Source organism: Rhodoferax sp. SPJ21 (assembly GCF_058216335.1).
On sequence record NZ_JBYZMO010000001.1, the window covers coordinates 679,028 to 694,271 of the forward strand.

A 15,244-nucleotide genomic window follows, 5' to 3' on the forward strand; every position below is an offset into this window, starting at 1 on the left:
CAACAAAAATTAGCGAGAAGCGCCTATGGCACTCGTGTACTGGGCTGCCAGCAGAGGGCCGACCTGGCTCCAGGTATAGCGCTGCACCCGGGCCAGACCGGCGACATGCAGGCGCTCCCACAAAGGGGCCTCTTGCAGCAAGCGCAAGCAGGCATGGGCCATCGCCTCGGCATCCCCGGCGGGTACCAGCAGCGCCGTTTCTCCATCTTCCACCATATAAGGGACCCCGCCCACGCGCGTACTGACCACCGGTACACCACTAGCCATCGACTCCAGCAGTGAATTGGGCATGTTATCGGCAAGGCTGGGATTCAACATGACATCGGCCTCCCGGTACAAGGCGGCCATGGCATCTCGGTCCAAACGCCCCGTGAATTGCACGGCCTGGTCCAGGCCCAAATCAGTCACCAGTTGGCGCAGTTCAGCCTCTTGCGGCCCACTTCCGGCAATGGTCAGGCGTGCTGCAGGCGCATGCGAGCGGACAATATGAAACGCCCGTATCGCCGTGGCGTTGTCGTATAAGGGCTCCAAATTGCGGGCCACCACTAAATGCGCCGAAGCACCCACACGCGGGCCACGTGTGCTAAACCGGGCCAAATCAATGATGTTGGGCACGATCGTAGACGGCATGCGAAAGCGGGCAAATATCTCTTGCAGAAAAGCCGACGGTACGATCAGCTGCGCAGTACGGGCCATGGAGACGCGGACAAACGACTGGGCACTTTTCAGAAATTCCGCCGCTTCGCCGCCCCGGTAGTTCACCACTACCGGCACACCGCGCAGCCGCCCTACCCAGATCGCGGGAGCCGCAAACAGATGCCAGGACCAGCCTGAATTCGCCATGATGTGCAATACATCGCTACGGCCCGCCGCGCGCCACAAAGCCCATATGTACGGAACCAAGCGGAACAGTGCGCGAGCCCCTGGCAAACCGGCGGCCCACGCTGGACGGTACGGCGCATTGGTTTGGACCAGGGTCACCTCGGCCTGGCCCGAACGCAGCAATTCAGCCAACTGCCGGGTCTGGTTGGCCATGCCGCCAGAGGGCGGTGGCAAGGGTCCCACCAGCCCCACACGAATGCCAGAAAAGCTCATCCAGCCACGCGATCTGTTAGCGCAGCATAGGGGGCAGAATAATTTGCAATGCTTTTGGTCCAGTTGCGCTCGGTCTCAACAAACTTGCGGCCAGCAGCACGCAGTTGCGCCCAACGTTCGGGCTCTTGCAGCAACTTGACGGTGGCTTCCGCCAAGGATTCAACGCTGCCGGCTTTAAACAGTACGCCTGTGACGCCATGGCGTATCAGTTCCTTGTGCCCCCCGACGTCGGACGCTACCAGCAAGCGTCCTTGCGCCATGGCCTCCAAAGGCTTGAGGGGCGTTACCAGTTCGGTCAAGCGCATGGAATGGCGCGGATAGGCCAACACGTCCACAAGGTCGTAATAGCGCTGAACTTCGGTGTGCGGCACACGCCCGGTGAAAACGACTTTATCTTTCAAACCCAATGCCTGGGCCTGGGCTTTCAAGGCCGCGTCCTGCGGACCACCGCCCACCAGCAACACGCGGACCTGGGGCATTTTCTCCAGAATGGCAGGCAAAGCCGCCAGCAAAATGTCCAGCCCCTCATACGCATAAAAAGAGCCAATGAAACCCACGATGGTGCAACCCGCAAGGCCTAGCTTGGCCTTCAGGCCACCATCAGGAACGCCGCCCACGTCAAAGGCATCGATATCGACAGCATTCGGAATCACGGTCACTTTGTCTGCGGCTATGCCCCGCGCGACAATGTCAGACCGCAGCCCTTCGCAGATGGTAAAGACATGGTTCGCCTGCTTCAGCGCCCGAGTTTCCAAGCTGCGCGTGAAGCGATAACGCAGACTGCCTTCTTCTGTTGTGCCGTGGTCCACAGCAGCGTCTTCCCAAAAAGCACGCACCTCGTACACCACAGGAATCCCCAAGCGCTTACCCACTCGCAATGCCGGCAATGCATTCAGAACCGGAGAATGGGCATGCAAGATATCCGGCCGCAGCTGCTCTGCAACCTCTTGCAAACGACGCTCTACCTGGCGCATCAACGCCAACTCCCCCAAGCCAGGCAAACGCATGACACCAGACTCTGGCGCAGGTGTGCGATAAAAATGCCAGCCGTCCACCGTTTCCTCTAAGCCACTTTCAGCCGTGTGCTTTGGGGTGGTGAGGTGGAAGGTTTCCCAGCCTAGCTTGCGCTGCTCCCGCAAAATGGACAGGGTTCGAAAGGTATAGCCGCTATGCAGAGGGATGGAGTGGTCCAGTACATGCAATACCCGCGTCATACTGCAACGCCCTCAGCCTGTACTGGCATCGCAATTTCACCCTGCATCACATTACGCAAAAAAGCTTCAAACATCAGCAGTGTCCACAAAGGGGCGCTGTAATCACGGGCGCCCGAGTCATGCGCATTTACCAGATGCTCCAGATATTCCCGGTTGAACCAACCGGTTTCCGCCAGGCGAGGGCCCAGCACGGCATCACGCACGCGCTGGCGTAAAGGCCCTCGGAACCAACGCGCTAAGGGCACGGAGAAACCCATCTTGGGTCGGTACAGAATATCGTCCGACAAACGCGGCTCCATCGCCTTTTTGAGCAAGTACTTGCCCTCTTGCCCCTTGATCTTGAGAGAAGAAGGCAAAGTCGCCATCCACTCAACCAGCTCATGGTCCATCAAGGGCTCGCGTACCTCCAGAGAGTGGGCCATGCTGGCACGGTCCACTTTGGTGTTGATATCGCCTACCAAATAAGTCTTCAAATCCAAATACTGGATCAAGGCAAGCGGATCGTCGGTGTTCGCCTTGGCCGCGTGGTAATCAAACACCTCTTGGGCGTTGTAACCCGCAAGCTCACTCTTAAAGCGCTTGCTGAACAGTTGCTCGCGCATGGGGTCACGCAGTATCGAGACTGAATGAAAATATGCCTCTACCGAACTACGCGAAAGACCTTCAAACGTGGTCTTGGCCCTGAAGATGCGAGGCGCCCAATCGGCCTTGGGATACAGACGCCCCAATGTTTTGAACAAGGGCTGCCGCAAGGCCTGCGGCATGGAGGCGCGCATCTTCTCCTCCATCAAGTGCAAGCGGTAACGCCGGTAACCGCCAAACGTCTCATCACCACCATCCCCCGACAATGCCACCGTCACATGTTTACGGGCCAACTCGCATACACGGTAGGTAGGAATCGCCGAACTATCCGCAAATGGTTCGTCATACAGACTGGCCAAGGTATCTATCAGATCGAAATCGTCGCTCTTCACCGTCTCTACGCGATGATTGGTGTGGTAACGGTCTGCCACAGTCTGTGCGAAAGCAGACTCGTTGAAAGCCGGATCATCAAAAGCGATAGAGCAGGTATTGACGGGCTCAGAAGACAAATCGGCCATTTCAGCCACTACCGCACTGGAGTCCACGCCACCCGACAAAAATGCACCCAGTGGAACCTCTGCAATCATCCGCAAACGCACAGACTCTTTCAGCCTAGCATCCAACTCCGCGCAAGCCTCTTCCAAACCTATTTTGCTATCCAGACTAAACCGCACGTCCCAATACTGCTCGGGTTCAGCCAAGGCCTGCCCTCTGCGCAAGGTCAGCGTATGCGCTGGTGAAAGCTTTTTTGCCTGGCGAAAAATGGTCCGCGGCTCAGCAACATAGCCCAATGCAAAATATTCCTCCACGGCCAGCGGATCCATATCGCGCTTCAGGCCGCCATGGGCCAACAATGACTTGAGTTCCGAGCCAAACAGCAATGTCCCGTCGTCTAAATGGGCGTAGTACAAGGGCTTGACTGCCAACCGATCCCGCGCCATGAAAAATGTCTGCTGGTTGCGGTCCCACAAGGCGAACGCAAACATACCGCGGAAGCGCTTGACGCAATCTTTGCCCCAAGCCTCCCATGCATGAACAATCACCTCAGTATCGCTGCGCGTCCGAAATACATGGCCCAAGGCCTGCAGCTCCGGAATAAGCTGTTGGTAGTTATATATCTCACCATTGAACACTACAACTACCGAGCCATCTTCATTGAAGAGAGGCTGTTGGCCTGTAGCCAAGTCAATAATCGACAGGCGCCTGTGTCCAAGACCCAAACCGGGTTCCAGATAAAGATCACCCTCCACCGGTCCACGATGGTGTTGTGACTCATTCATGCGATGAAGCACCGCACGGTTGATATCTCGGCTGCCACGCGTATCAAAAATGCCAACGATTCCGCACATGGTATTTATTTTGTATTGAGAGGTGTTTGGACAGCAACCGTTGCCGCACCCAGAAGGCGATCGTACAAGCCTTGGTAGGTTGCGACCATGGCAGCCATGCTAAATTTTTCTACGGCAAGCTGGCGCCCTGCTCGTCCCATACTTTTGGCTAAGACAGGTGCCGTCGCGAGCTGCACAAGACTGCGCGCAAGTGCCTCTGGATCATTCGACGGTACGAGCAGCCCAGTTTCCCCTTGCACCACCAAGTCCGCATTTCCGCCCACCTCAGTAGCGATCACAGGTAAACCACTCGCCATCGCCTCCAGAATAGTGTTGGAGATACCCTCGGCAAGCGAAGGCAACACAAAGCAGTCCAAGCTGCGCATAAGTTCCGCAATGTCCTGGCGCTCGCCAGGCAGCCAAGAAATATCGGATAAGCCGGCGGAATCCAAGATGGCTTGGCATTGCTCCCGCAACGGACCATCTCCCACCATCACAAGCCGCAAATATGCTTTCAAATCTGGCGCAATTTCAATCGCTCGAACAACCGCTTTGGACAAAGTAAGCTGATCCTTGACAACCTGCATACGCCCAACAGTACCCACAATCCACTCATACGGTTGCCTAAAGGGGAAATCAGCAGGAAAAGCGTCCAAATCCGAGTCGAACGGACGAAACTTTCCAGAATCAACGCCGTTGTATGCCTGTGTTACCCGACGATCCCGAATCTTGACTTTATCCAGCAAATAGCCGGCCAAATCACGAGAAAGCGCTAGGTAGTGAGAAACGAATGGACTGTAAATTCGCCGAATCCATTGGTGTTTCTTGCTCAAGCCAGCCAAGTCCTCTTGATCACGTCCATGTTCGCCATGAACACGCACCTTCACACCCGCCAACCAAGCTGGCACCAGGACCTCAAGTGCCGCTAAATTACGGGTGTGAACAATGGCTGGGTGTAATGCCCGAAACAACTTAAATAAACGGGGATACAACCAGACTGCATGCCCTGATGCTTTATTCAAAGCAATAAACTCCACGTCCGATCGCACAATACGGAGTCGAAAGTCGGTAACTTCAGTTAAAGCCAAAACAACATGGCGATAAGCCGATACAGGCATTTTGTTAATTAAATTAACAACACCATTCTCAAGACCACCTGTATCAAAACGGTACACCACGTGTACCACAACCGGACGCAAATCAACTACAGGCGCCACAACTTGTAACCAGCAGCCTGTATAGCTTCCCCGTCAAAGGCTGCCTTAACGTCGATGAAGGCTCCGCCCTTAACAAGCTTTTTAGAAAAATCTTCCACGGAAAGTGCGGCATATTCCCTATGAGCAACCGCCGCCACAATAGCATCAGCCCGCGGCAAATCATCCCACTTGGACAAATGCACGCCATACTCGTGCACAGCCTCCTCTACATCCGCTTGAGGATCAGTAACGAATATTTCCACGCCGTACGAGCGCAACTCTTTAATAATATCAACGACCTTAGAGTTTCGCAGGTCGCCGCAGTTCTCCTTAAACGTCAAACCCAAAATATTAACCTTCGCACCTTTAATATAACTACCGGAAGCAATCATATTCTTAATTGTTTGCTCGGCAATGAACTTCCCCATACTGTCATTAATACGGCGCCCAGCCAAAATAACTTCAGGTTGATAACCCAACATGGCGGCCTTATGGGTTAAATAATAAGGATCAACACCAATGCAGTGCCCACCAACTAAACCCGGGCTAAATTTTAGAAAATTCCATTTTGTACCAGCAGCAGCCAAAACCTCAGAGGTATCGATACCTATCTTATCGAAAATGATAGCAAGCTCATTCATCAGTGCGATATTTAAATCCCGCTGGGTATTTTCGATAACCTTAGCCGCCTCAGCAGCTTTGATGGAAGAAGCACGATGTACACCAGGCACAATAATGGATTCATAAAGTTGAGCAACTTTTTCAAGGGTTTCAGGTCCGTCACCCGACACCACTTTTAAAATCTTTGTGAGGGTATGTTCTTTGTCACCTGGGTTGATACGTTCAGGTGAATATCCAACAAAAAAATCTTGCTTCCACTTCATTCCTGATTCTCGCTCAAGCACTGGGATACAAACTTCCTCCGTAGCACCAGGATAAACAGTCGACTCGTATACAACAATAGCGCCGCGCTTCATATTCCTACCAACACTGGTACTGGAACCTATTAGTGGTTTGAAATCCGGTATATGCGCATCATCCACGGGGGTGGGTACCGCGACCACAATAATATCTGCCTCTCCTAACATTTTGGGATCAGCGGTATACACAGCATGAGGAGATGCACGCATCTCCTCGTCAGACAATTCCCTCGATGGATCTACACCACGATTACAAGAGTCAACCTTAGGCAAAGAGATATCGAATCCAATAGTTCGGAAATGCTTGCCAAACTCAATAACAAGCGGAAGTCCAACATAACCCAAACCAATCACAGCTACAACAGTCATAGATCACTCCATTTATCAAAATATTATATTTAATTTTTTACACCATGAAAAATGGTGTTTATATTCTTGTAGTTATCTACCAAAAACTTGCCCATCGCATCATTAGCATCGACACCGTCAACGATTTTTGAACTTAACACCACCACAACAGACTCATCACCGTGCCCCAAAAGCTTCTGAAATGCACTATAAACTATAGCAACGTAATCATTATTGGTGATAAAACCATTAATCCAATAAAACTGCCACACAGCGAGCCGCACCTCTCCCCCCGGAAAACCAACTCCACGAAGCACCGTTGTTCGCATCGGTATAACGTGGGAGCCGACATCAATAGAATTTACACCAGAGGATATTTTTGACCAATGTGGGTCGCTGCTAACCACAAGTACATTGTCCGAAGAAATCATCTTGTAACCATAATTTTGTCTGGCGTAATATCCGAAAAAAACGTCAACAGTTTTGCCATCTCTTTCAAAACCTCCAGAAAACTTAAGCGCCGTATTTTTATAAGAAGGCAAAAACCCAAGATGGGCGTCATCCTTAGATACCCAGCCCAGCTTTATATTTGAAAAATCAACAGAACTATTAAAGCCATTTAGAGAATCACTGTCTACGACGGATTTTAGCAACAGCGGACAAATTAAAAGCAAAGCAGCAGCACAAGAAACGCCAAAGTATCCCGTCCCAGAATTGAATGCAATACTCTTTGGAGCCAGGTTGGAAGACGCTTCGAACTCAATAGAGGATTCAGACCATCGCGCCCCTACCCAAAACATTACTGCAATAACAAATCCAAAAAAGAACCATCCATAAATAATATGGTCAACACCGGTTGCAATTTTATTCGCAGACAAATGACCAAGAATAACAATAAGATAGGCGCGAATCCAATTTGCAAAAATAGGTACGGCAATAGATATAAGAACAAAAATAAATCTTCGACAAATCGATTTATAATTTAAATATGCAAACAATGCACCAACAGTTACTGACGAAATTAGATATCTAATACCGCTACATGCTTCAACAACAGACCAGTTTCCAGAAGGAATGACAAACTGCAATCCCTCTCGGTATACAGGAACGCCACTAAATCGCAGAGCGAGCACAGTGAAGTCCGCCGTCCACTCCATTAACTGTGGGAAAAGAAATTCTCCGAATGGAACAGCAAAAAATAAAAAGCAAAGTGGGAATAAAATAACTTTAAATATAGAGTAACCAAACAGTATAGGAACAAGCAACACAATAGATGCAACTGCCATAAACTGAGTCACAGAACCCACAGCAACGGTATCACCCAAAAACCAAATAATAATAACAAAAAATAAAAAAACTAAAAACCAAAAATTCGGCCGGGGAACTTCGACCAATATGTATTCCCGCTTTCTCCAAATCAACCACAACGAAATAGGCGGAACAACAAAGCCGTGGGCAAAAGTTTCCGAGCGTCCCCAAATAGACCACATTCCAGCAAAGCTGCCTTTAAAAACAAAAAAATCAATGCAGACAAGAAGAACCAATGAAATTACTGAATTTCGCCAAACTTGCGAAGGGAAAATATTGACATTATTCATGAGAACTTCAAAAAGCTGGCGAGTCAAGATACTTATCAACTTGAGACAAATGAGCAGTCCAACTATATTTCTCCTGGACTGTACGGCGACCAGACTTACCAATCAAGCGCGAAAAAACTGCGGAATCTAATAATTTATTAATTTGTTGAAAAAATTCGTCCGAACTTCCAGCAGAAAGTAAATCTCGATCCGGTTCAACAGCCATGCTATTAACACAAATATCCGATGCAACCACAGGACACTCCATAGCCATGGCTTCCAAAATTTTATTTTGAATACCGCGTGCAACTCTTAAGGGAGCCACAACAACGGAAGCAAACTTCAAATAAGGCCGAACATCCGCTACAGTACCAGTCACGACCACATGATCCGATGCAAGCGCCAAAACCTGTGCGCTAGGATTTCTACCTACGATATAAAAATATACATTTTTTCGAATATTTTGTAATTTTGGAAAAATTTCACTAGAAAACCAAGTCACAGCATCGACATTTGGCCAGTAATCCATTGCACCAGTAAAAACCAAGAAATAACTGTCAGTCTCTAATATTGGTTTCTCAAACGGTGATTCACACGAAAAATCCATCGAAAAATACTCAGCATCAACGCCATTATTGATAGTTGAAATCTTATCAACGCACTCCGGAGCCAAACTATTAAAAAGAGAAGCCTCATTGTCAGTGACAAAAAAAGACTGCTTTGAATGGATCGCTACAGATCGTTCATATTCAAGCAACTTAATAGATTCCCGTCGATAAACTAAAGACATTGGGAAAAAATGCTTCAGTGCATATTCCGACCACTTCGCAGAATCAACATCCACAAAGTCAATCAATATATCGATATCATTTATATGATCTACATACTGCGCCATCGCAGAGGAAAAAATTATTATTCTGTCAATCTTATTTCTTACAATAAGACTATCAACCCAATTTTTTAGCGCTATGTTGTAATAATAGCCCAATGTCAAAGGGGTACCATGAAAAATACCGAAGATACTTCGGCATTTTGCAATAAACGGATTAATTTCCAAAAACAACACGTCAGCGCAGTATTTTTCTACCTGCGGAATATATTGTCGATCAAAGGGATCATCGATAAACGCTGCCAAGTAAATATCATGGCGAAGTGAAAGATATTTCAACAAATGAAAAGATCGAACCTTATCTCCCTTATTCGGAGGAAAGGGTATTCTGTGTACGAGATAGAGTATGTTGCTCAAGACGTCAGCCCAAATTTCTTACAATAAATGGACCAATAAAATTGGCAACACCAACGGGAAGCTTCCGCCATACAGCGATCATGAGTCTGTATTTCGAATTCAAGGGATTGTTTTGAGGTACGGACTCTCGATTAAGCAACCTATACTCGTAACTCAATGGCGTAGCCTCAAAGCCCCAGTTCTTTTTAAAAGAAAATGAACCGGTTCCTAACTTACTTCGGCCAAAATCAAATATTTTTATACCGCGCAAGCATGATCTGCGTAATAACTCCCAATATTTAAAATCATTTGCGGCTAAATCTCGCGCTCTTTCATTGTCACCAGCGTAATAAGGCAGGACCTCGTCCCGAAAGTAGAAACTAAAAACACTACTGACGGGATCTCCAGACGCATCCAATACCGTTAATATTTCGCAGCTACTTTCGAACTGGGTCAACAATGCGTCGAAATATTTTTTCGACATAGGCGGCGTACCATGTCTATGAACATTGTTTGCATATAGTTTAAAAAAAATATCGGACTTCGTATCAAGCTGACTGACTAGATTGTGTTTAATACCTTTTCTAATCATTGCCCTTTGCTTACGTGGAATTTCGAGGAGATTTTTCTCCACATCCGGAAAAATCTCTTTTCGAAAAGTAACGTAAATATCCTGAGATGGCCAATCGGGGTGACGACGGTTTATATTTTTAAACTCAAGATAATCCACACCAATTTTCTTGGAAATTCTCTGGGCCTCATCTTCTAATAAAATTGCGGCATCAGTATTTTCAGAAGCCACTCCAGCATACACAGCAAAAGGCAAGCTGGCCAAAGATTTTCCAAATAAAAAACTATTAACATGTGCAAGTGGAAGCACCGCCACAATCAAATTATTAATTTCGGCGTATAAATAATATGTTTGGTGTCTAAAAATATCGTGAATGATATGCTGCCAACCTGAACGATGAAAAAAAGTCGCGTTTGGGCATTTTTCTACAAAAATATCCCAAGCACTCTCATTGGCAACATCGCCTCGAATTAATTGTTTTATATTTATGAAGGACGTAGAAATATCTGTCATCTGATTATTTCAGTCATTTGCTGAGAAATACGCTATCCATTCGATCCCACTTGAAATCAGACAACAATCGTTTCAATTTGTTCTCTGTAGTATCAAGATTAATATAATGCCTAAATTTTGACTTCCAATTGGCTCCAGGGATGCGCGGTTGCATGACATCAATTTCCCAAGGGTGAAAATAAAATATGGCAGGCCTTCCTTCTTTCTCATTAACCCTATTTATCATCCAATTAGATAAACCATATGGAAGCAACCTAAAATATCCCCCACCGCTAGATGGGAAATTTTTATCAAAGAATCTTATTGTCGTAATAGGAATTTCTAGTAGATTTTTTCTTGATTCATAAGGGAAACGCGGAGAATTAGGCATCCCATAATGATCATGCTGAATTGGATAAATACTAGAGCTATATTTATAGCCAGCCTCCAATAGAGTATCGAAAGCCCAGAGGTTGCTCTCTCCAATTGAAAAACTCGGCGCTCTGTAACCACAAACTTCAACGCCACCAATATCTTCCAAAATCTTTTTCGATAAAATAAGATCGGAAAAAAACTCAGAAGCAGTTAAGTCGGTCACACGCTCATGCCCATATCCGTGGCTAGCTAATTCATGCCCCTGCGCAACAATACGTCGAACCATATTGGGATAGCGTTCCGCGATCCAGCCCAGCGTAAAAAAGGTTGCCTTAACGTTATATCTATCAAGAAGCGCAAGTATTGACGTAATGTTTTTTTCAACCCTGCAATCCAAGGTATCCCAACTCGAACGTGAGATATAAGGTGCAAAAGCAGAAACTTGAAAATAATCTTCTACATCAATAGTTAATGCATTGGATATTTTTTTTTTAGGCATGGATAAATTTAACTCTGGGTAAGCGAAGACATCCAGATCCATAAGTCCGCGGCAACTCTCTCTGCGGCATGTCCATCCCAAAATTCCGGCACACGACCCTTTTTACCATTACCAGTGAGAACCTGATCTACGCAATTCATAATGGCATTATGATCGGTTCCAACCAATGTATTAGTTCCCTCAGCGATAGTAATGGGACGCTCCGTATTTTCTCGCAAAGTTATACAAGGAACACCCAAGGCAGTAGTTTCCTCCTGTAAACCGCCAGAATCCGTTAGAACCAATGTTGCGCCGCTCATTAATCCAATCATTTCCAAATAACCCTGAGGCGGTAACAAAACTATCCTATGGGTACCGATTAGGCGCAACAAATCAAATTTTTCGAGATTTCCACGCGTTCTAGGGTGCAACGCGAAAATCAAAGGCAACTTCTCAGAAATTAGACATAAGTCGTAAACCAGCTTGGTTAATGTTTCCTTGTCATCAACATTAGATGGACGATGTAATGTAACGACACCATAATTGATTGGATCATTCAAAAAATTACAAGAAATACCTTGGGAAGCTAGCGTGTCAGATGCACTCTTCGCAAATTTTTGACTGAACTTTAAGGTATCAATCATTACATTTCCAACAAAGCAAATTCGAGCCGAAGATATTCCTTCCAAACGTAAGTTTTCCTCCGCACTACGTTCAGTTGTGTACAATCTGTCAGCAATTTGATCAGTCAAAATTCGATTAATTTCCTCTGGCATTGCGCGATCATAGCTTCTCAAACCAGCCTCCACATGAGCTACTGGAATTTGCTTTTTTACAGCGACCAAAGTACAGGCCAGCGTTGAATTAACATCTCCAACAACAAGAACACACAGTGGATTATTAGCATCCAGTATTGGTTCAAATCGCCGCATTACCTCTGAGGTTTGAATCGCGTGACTTGCAGAGCCCACTTCCAGATTAATATCTGGCGTTGGTAGTTGCAGATCAGCAAATAAGCGATCACTCATATCCTTATCGTAATGTTGACCTGTATGAACAAGTAATACAGGAATAGGTGGGACATGAGAAGAAAATGCCCGCAATATAGGCGCCATCTTCATGAAATTAGGTCTTGCTCCGACTACACAAATCACTGGTTTTTTTGAAGGCAGATTTTTCATTATTTTGCATCTCTCGAATTTATTTTTATCGCGTCAAAAAAAAGCTTTAACATTGAAAGTATTTCATCGTTAGATCTTTCTAGTCTCAACAAACTTTGCTCTAGCCGTTTAGTGTGGAGATCATTACTAAGACAGTCGATATTTTTTGAAAATTCATCCAATAAACTATGAACCTCAGGTGAGTCCATGTCACGCGAGAAGCGCGCTGATTTTTTAATTTCACCAAAAGAGATGCTAGAGCTTTCTTCATTCAATAAATTAAATGAAGACCCGGACTCCTCTCTCATTTCCCGAGAGACAGTAGCAACATCTTCCGATGTCAATACTTCTTTATTTTCTAAAAAGCCCAATAATAACAATCGATCACATACCGCATTTATACGACGGGGGACCCCGCCACTAGTGCTAAAAATTTCATCGAACGCCGCTATCTCAAACTCCGGACGTCCCGTACTTCCTGCGCATTTCAATCTATGCTGTATATAACCTTGTGTTTCGTCAAGGTCCATTGGTCCAATATGGCAAGCCGCAATTACTCTTTGCCTTAACTGCTGCATTTGCGGATGCTGGAGAACCTCACGAAATTCAGGCTGCCCGACCAAAAAACTTTGCAGCAATGCTTGTTTGCCATATTGAAAGTTTGACAACATTCGCAACTCTTCAACAGCACGAGGGGTTAAATTTTGCGCCTCGTCCACAATAAGCAAGCAACGCTTTCCTTGAGTCGCCTGACTTACAAAAAATGCTTCTAACGCAAGCAGCAGATCTGCTTTCGATACATCTTTAACCCGCACGCCAAATGCTGCGGCAACCAATCGCAATGTATCATCAGCGTCCAATTGTGTACTAACAAGACTTCCTGCAATTACTTTGTCCGCATCTAGGCTTTCAAGCAACCCACGAACAATGGTAGTCTTGCCAGCGCCAATTTCGCCGGTAATTACAATAAACCCTTCATTACGAAGGACGCCATATTCCAAATATGCTTTAGCTCTATTGTGCTGCTTGCTGGAAAAATAAAATGCCGGATCAGGATTAAGCTGAAAAGGCTTGATATTTAGACCATAAAATGATTCATACATAAGTTAAAACTGCACAGATAATCCACCATTAATGGAATTAACATTATAAGGAGAGGCACTGTTGGAAAAAATAGTTCGACGAACTCCAACTGTAACTACAGACTTAGAACTCACTTTAGTGGACGTATCCACGCTTATAGACTTCAAATTAGAAGCCAAATTGGAACTATCGCTTGTATTTTTTTGACTAGTAAACTGGGCGCTTAACGATGCATTTGAATCCAAACGATGCATCAGGCTTAACGTTATACCACGCTGAGTAATAGTGTTATTACTAGAAAAATCATCGAGACTAATTGAGGATTTTTCTATATTTTTCCCAATGCTTTGCATGGCGGTAAATGTTATAACGTCACGCACTCCTAACAAGGAAAAAGAAAAATCCTGAGTTCTTTGTATCGAAGTTCCGGAGGTTAGATATCCATTCAATACGCTGTCTGATGATATGCCATACTTCGTTAAAAGTATATTATTTACCATCTCAGCACGTTTAACGGGATCCGGCTCAACGGATACAAGTTGATTAAACAAAAGGGTATATGTATTACCCAATATTGAATTTGAACTTACAGAGTTTGAAAAAGATACGTTTTTGATATCACTGACACGCCAACTGGTTTTAGATGTTCTATGTTCAAAATTTAACTTGTGCGTCTTGCCTGCGTAAGCATTTTCAATATCTGCTGAAAGAGTTGTTCTCTCAGAAGGAGTCCAAATTGCCCCTACGCCCGTCGTATTTTTATAATTACTCTCAGACGAAGAGTAATTACCGTACTCCCGCCCGAAAGAAGCAGTTAGATTGAATTGAGGATAAATTGAATAAGTTAGAGAATTTTTTATATTGTCTGATTTGACGGTTTGACTCGAACTTTGTTCAACTCTTTTTGTCGACAATTGAGAGCTCCAATTAAGTCGCCCATTAATACCAGTGCCATTTAACTTTAAATCAATGGATTGCCCATTGGCATTTGCATACTGCGCATCTTTTGCGCGAGTTGTAGATGACTCATATCTTGCCTCATAGTCGGCAAAATACTTAAATCTACCTTTAATATATGGCGAAACTCTAAATGATGAAACTTCCGTTTTATTCGTATTCGAGAAACTATCTAAAGTTGACTGCGCTCCAAATGCTGAAATAGTTCTTTGCGAAATCTTCCCATTAATGTCAACAAAAGCCCACCTATCTACAAGTTCAACAGTTCCAGTTGTATCAAGTGCATTTTGCAATTCATTTTTGTTTGAATCACTAGATTGAATAATTTGATGCAAGGAGTAATCTAAAGAACCAACTACCCGACCGACAGAACTGCTCAAATGTAACCCGGGACTAATATCCGTGGTTAATCCAGATTTTTTATTATCCCTCGCGAGATTATAATTATCAGTATAATACTCAGTTACAGAAACTCTCGGAACAATAGAAGAGGCCCTAGGTGAATTACCGGATTCTGGATTTATAAGAGTCTCTTGAGCATAGCTTTGCGAAAAAAACAATATCACAATCCATATAAATAAATTTTTTTTATAGATATTTATTTTCATTTTTAAAACAATAAAACAAGTTATCTATACTGAAA

General features: G+C 45.5%; 12 protein-coding genes. All 12 read right to left on the reverse strand.

Annotated features, from left to right (window positions below; genetic code table 11):
* Nucleotides 1–9: 9 nt before the first annotated feature.
* Genes AC4BBN_RS02965 through AC4BBN_RS03020 form a run of 12 tightly spaced genes read right to left on the reverse strand, consistent with a single transcriptional unit; the run spans nt 10 to nt 15,209 of the window.
* Nucleotides 10–1,065 (reverse strand): glycosyltransferase family 4 protein, encoded by a 1,056-nt coding sequence (locus AC4BBN_RS02965; protein ID WP_490591379.1) that lies wholly within the window; start codon nt 1,063–1,065, stop codon nt 10–12.
* A 26-nt stretch (nt 1,066–1,091) separates the two neighbouring features.
* Nucleotides 1,092–2,309, reverse strand: coding sequence for a TIGR04063 family PEP-CTERM/XrtA system glycosyltransferase (locus tag AC4BBN_RS02970; RefSeq protein WP_490590456.1), 1,218 nt, complete (start codon nt 2,307–2,309; stop codon nt 1,092–1,094).
* A complete protein-coding gene (locus AC4BBN_RS02975; RefSeq protein ID WP_490590457.1) occupies nt 2,306–4,240 on the reverse strand; it encodes an XrtA/PEP-CTERM system amidotransferase in 1,935 nt (644 codons plus the stop codon). Before AC4BBN_RS02975 ends, AC4BBN_RS02970 begins: the two co-directional genes overlap by 4 nt.
* A gap of 5 nt (nt 4,241–4,245) precedes the next feature.
* Complete coding sequence (locus tag AC4BBN_RS02980) at nt 4,246–5,436, reverse strand: TIGR03088 family PEP-CTERM/XrtA system glycosyltransferase (RefSeq protein WP_490590458.1); 1,191 nt, start codon at nt 5,434–5,436, stop codon at nt 4,246–4,248.
* Nucleotides 5,424–6,704 (reverse strand): nucleotide sugar dehydrogenase, encoded by a 1,281-nt coding sequence (locus AC4BBN_RS02985; protein ID WP_490590459.1) that lies wholly within the window; start codon nt 6,702–6,704, stop codon nt 5,424–5,426. Before AC4BBN_RS02985 ends, AC4BBN_RS02980 begins: the two co-directional genes overlap by 13 nt.
* A 29-nt stretch (nt 6,705–6,733) precedes the next feature.
* On the reverse strand, nt 6,734–8,281 hold the full coding sequence (gene xrtA / locus AC4BBN_RS02990) for an exosortase A (protein WP_490590460.1): 1,548 nt from the start codon (nt 8,279–8,281) through the stop codon (nt 6,734–6,736).
* Nucleotides 8,282–8,288: 7 nt separating this feature from the next.
* The gene (locus tag AC4BBN_RS02995) at nt 8,289–9,506 is read right to left on the reverse strand and encodes a TIGR03087 family PEP-CTERM/XrtA system glycosyltransferase (RefSeq protein WP_490590461.1); all 1,218 of its coding nucleotides are present in this window, start codon (nt 9,504–9,506) and stop codon (nt 8,289–8,291) included.
* Between the two features lie 4 nt (nt 9,507–9,510).
* Entirely contained in the window at nt 9,511–10,569 is a 1,059-nt protein-coding gene (locus AC4BBN_RS03000) for a FemAB family XrtA/PEP-CTERM system-associated protein (RefSeq protein ID WP_490590462.1), read from the reverse strand.
* 13 nt (nt 10,570–10,582) lie between these two features.
* A complete protein-coding gene (locus AC4BBN_RS03005) occupies nt 10,583–11,422 on the reverse strand; it encodes an XrtA system polysaccharide deacetylase (RefSeq protein WP_490590463.1) in 840 nt (279 codons plus the stop codon).
* Nucleotides 11,423–11,430: 8 nt separating this feature from the next.
* On the reverse strand, nt 11,431–12,582 hold the full coding sequence (wecB, locus tag AC4BBN_RS03010; RefSeq protein WP_490590464.1) for a non-hydrolyzing UDP-N-acetylglucosamine 2-epimerase: 1,152 nt from the start codon (nt 12,580–12,582) through the stop codon (nt 11,431–11,433).
* Complete coding sequence (locus AC4BBN_RS03015) at nt 12,582–13,664, reverse strand: XrtA/PEP-CTERM system-associated ATPase (protein ID WP_490590465.1); 1,083 nt, start codon at nt 13,662–13,664, stop codon at nt 12,582–12,584. Before AC4BBN_RS03015 ends, wecB begins: the two co-directional genes overlap by 1 nt.
* A gap of 3 nt (nt 13,665–13,667) precedes the next feature.
* The gene (locus AC4BBN_RS03020) at nt 13,668–15,209 is read right to left on the reverse strand and encodes a TIGR03016 family PEP-CTERM system-associated outer membrane protein (RefSeq protein ID WP_490590466.1); all 1,542 of its coding nucleotides are present in this window, start codon (nt 15,207–15,209) and stop codon (nt 13,668–13,670) included.
* Between the last annotated feature and the right edge of the window lie 35 nt (nt 15,210–15,244).

Bases quoted from the DNA above. Each gene is read 5' to 3' on its own strand.
- AC4BBN_RS02970 (WP_490590456.1), bottom strand. From the start codon at position 2,309: ATGACGCGGGTATTGCATGTACTGGACCACTCCATCCCTCTGCATAGC.
- AC4BBN_RS02975 (WP_490590457.1), bottom strand. From the start codon at position 4,240: ATGTGCGGAATCGTTGGCATTTTTGATACGCGTGGCAGCCGAGATATC.
- AC4BBN_RS02985 (WP_490590459.1), bottom strand. From the start codon at position 6,704: ATGACTGTTGTAGCTGTGATTGGTTTGGGTTATGTTGGACTTCCGCTT.
- xrtA (WP_490590460.1), bottom strand. From the start codon at position 8,281: ATGAATAATGTCAATATTTTCCCTTCGCAAGTTTGGCGAAATTCAGTA.
- AC4BBN_RS03000 (WP_490590462.1), bottom strand. From the start codon at position 10,569: ATGACAGATATTTCTACGTCCTTCATAAATATAAAACAATTAATTCGA.
- AC4BBN_RS03005 (WP_490590463.1), bottom strand. From the start codon at position 11,422: ATGCCTAAAAAAAAAATATCCAATGCATTAACTATTGATGTAGAAGAT.
- wecB (WP_490590464.1), bottom strand. From the start codon at position 12,582: ATGAAAAATCTGCCTTCAAAAAAACCAGTGATTTGTGTAGTCGGAGCA.
- AC4BBN_RS03015 (WP_490590465.1), bottom strand. From the start codon at position 13,664: ATGTATGAATCATTTTATGGTCTAAATATCAAGCCTTTTCAGCTTAAT.
- AC4BBN_RS03020 (WP_490590466.1), bottom strand. From the start codon at position 15,209: ATGAAAATAAATATCTATAAAAAAAATTTATTTATATGGATTGTGATA.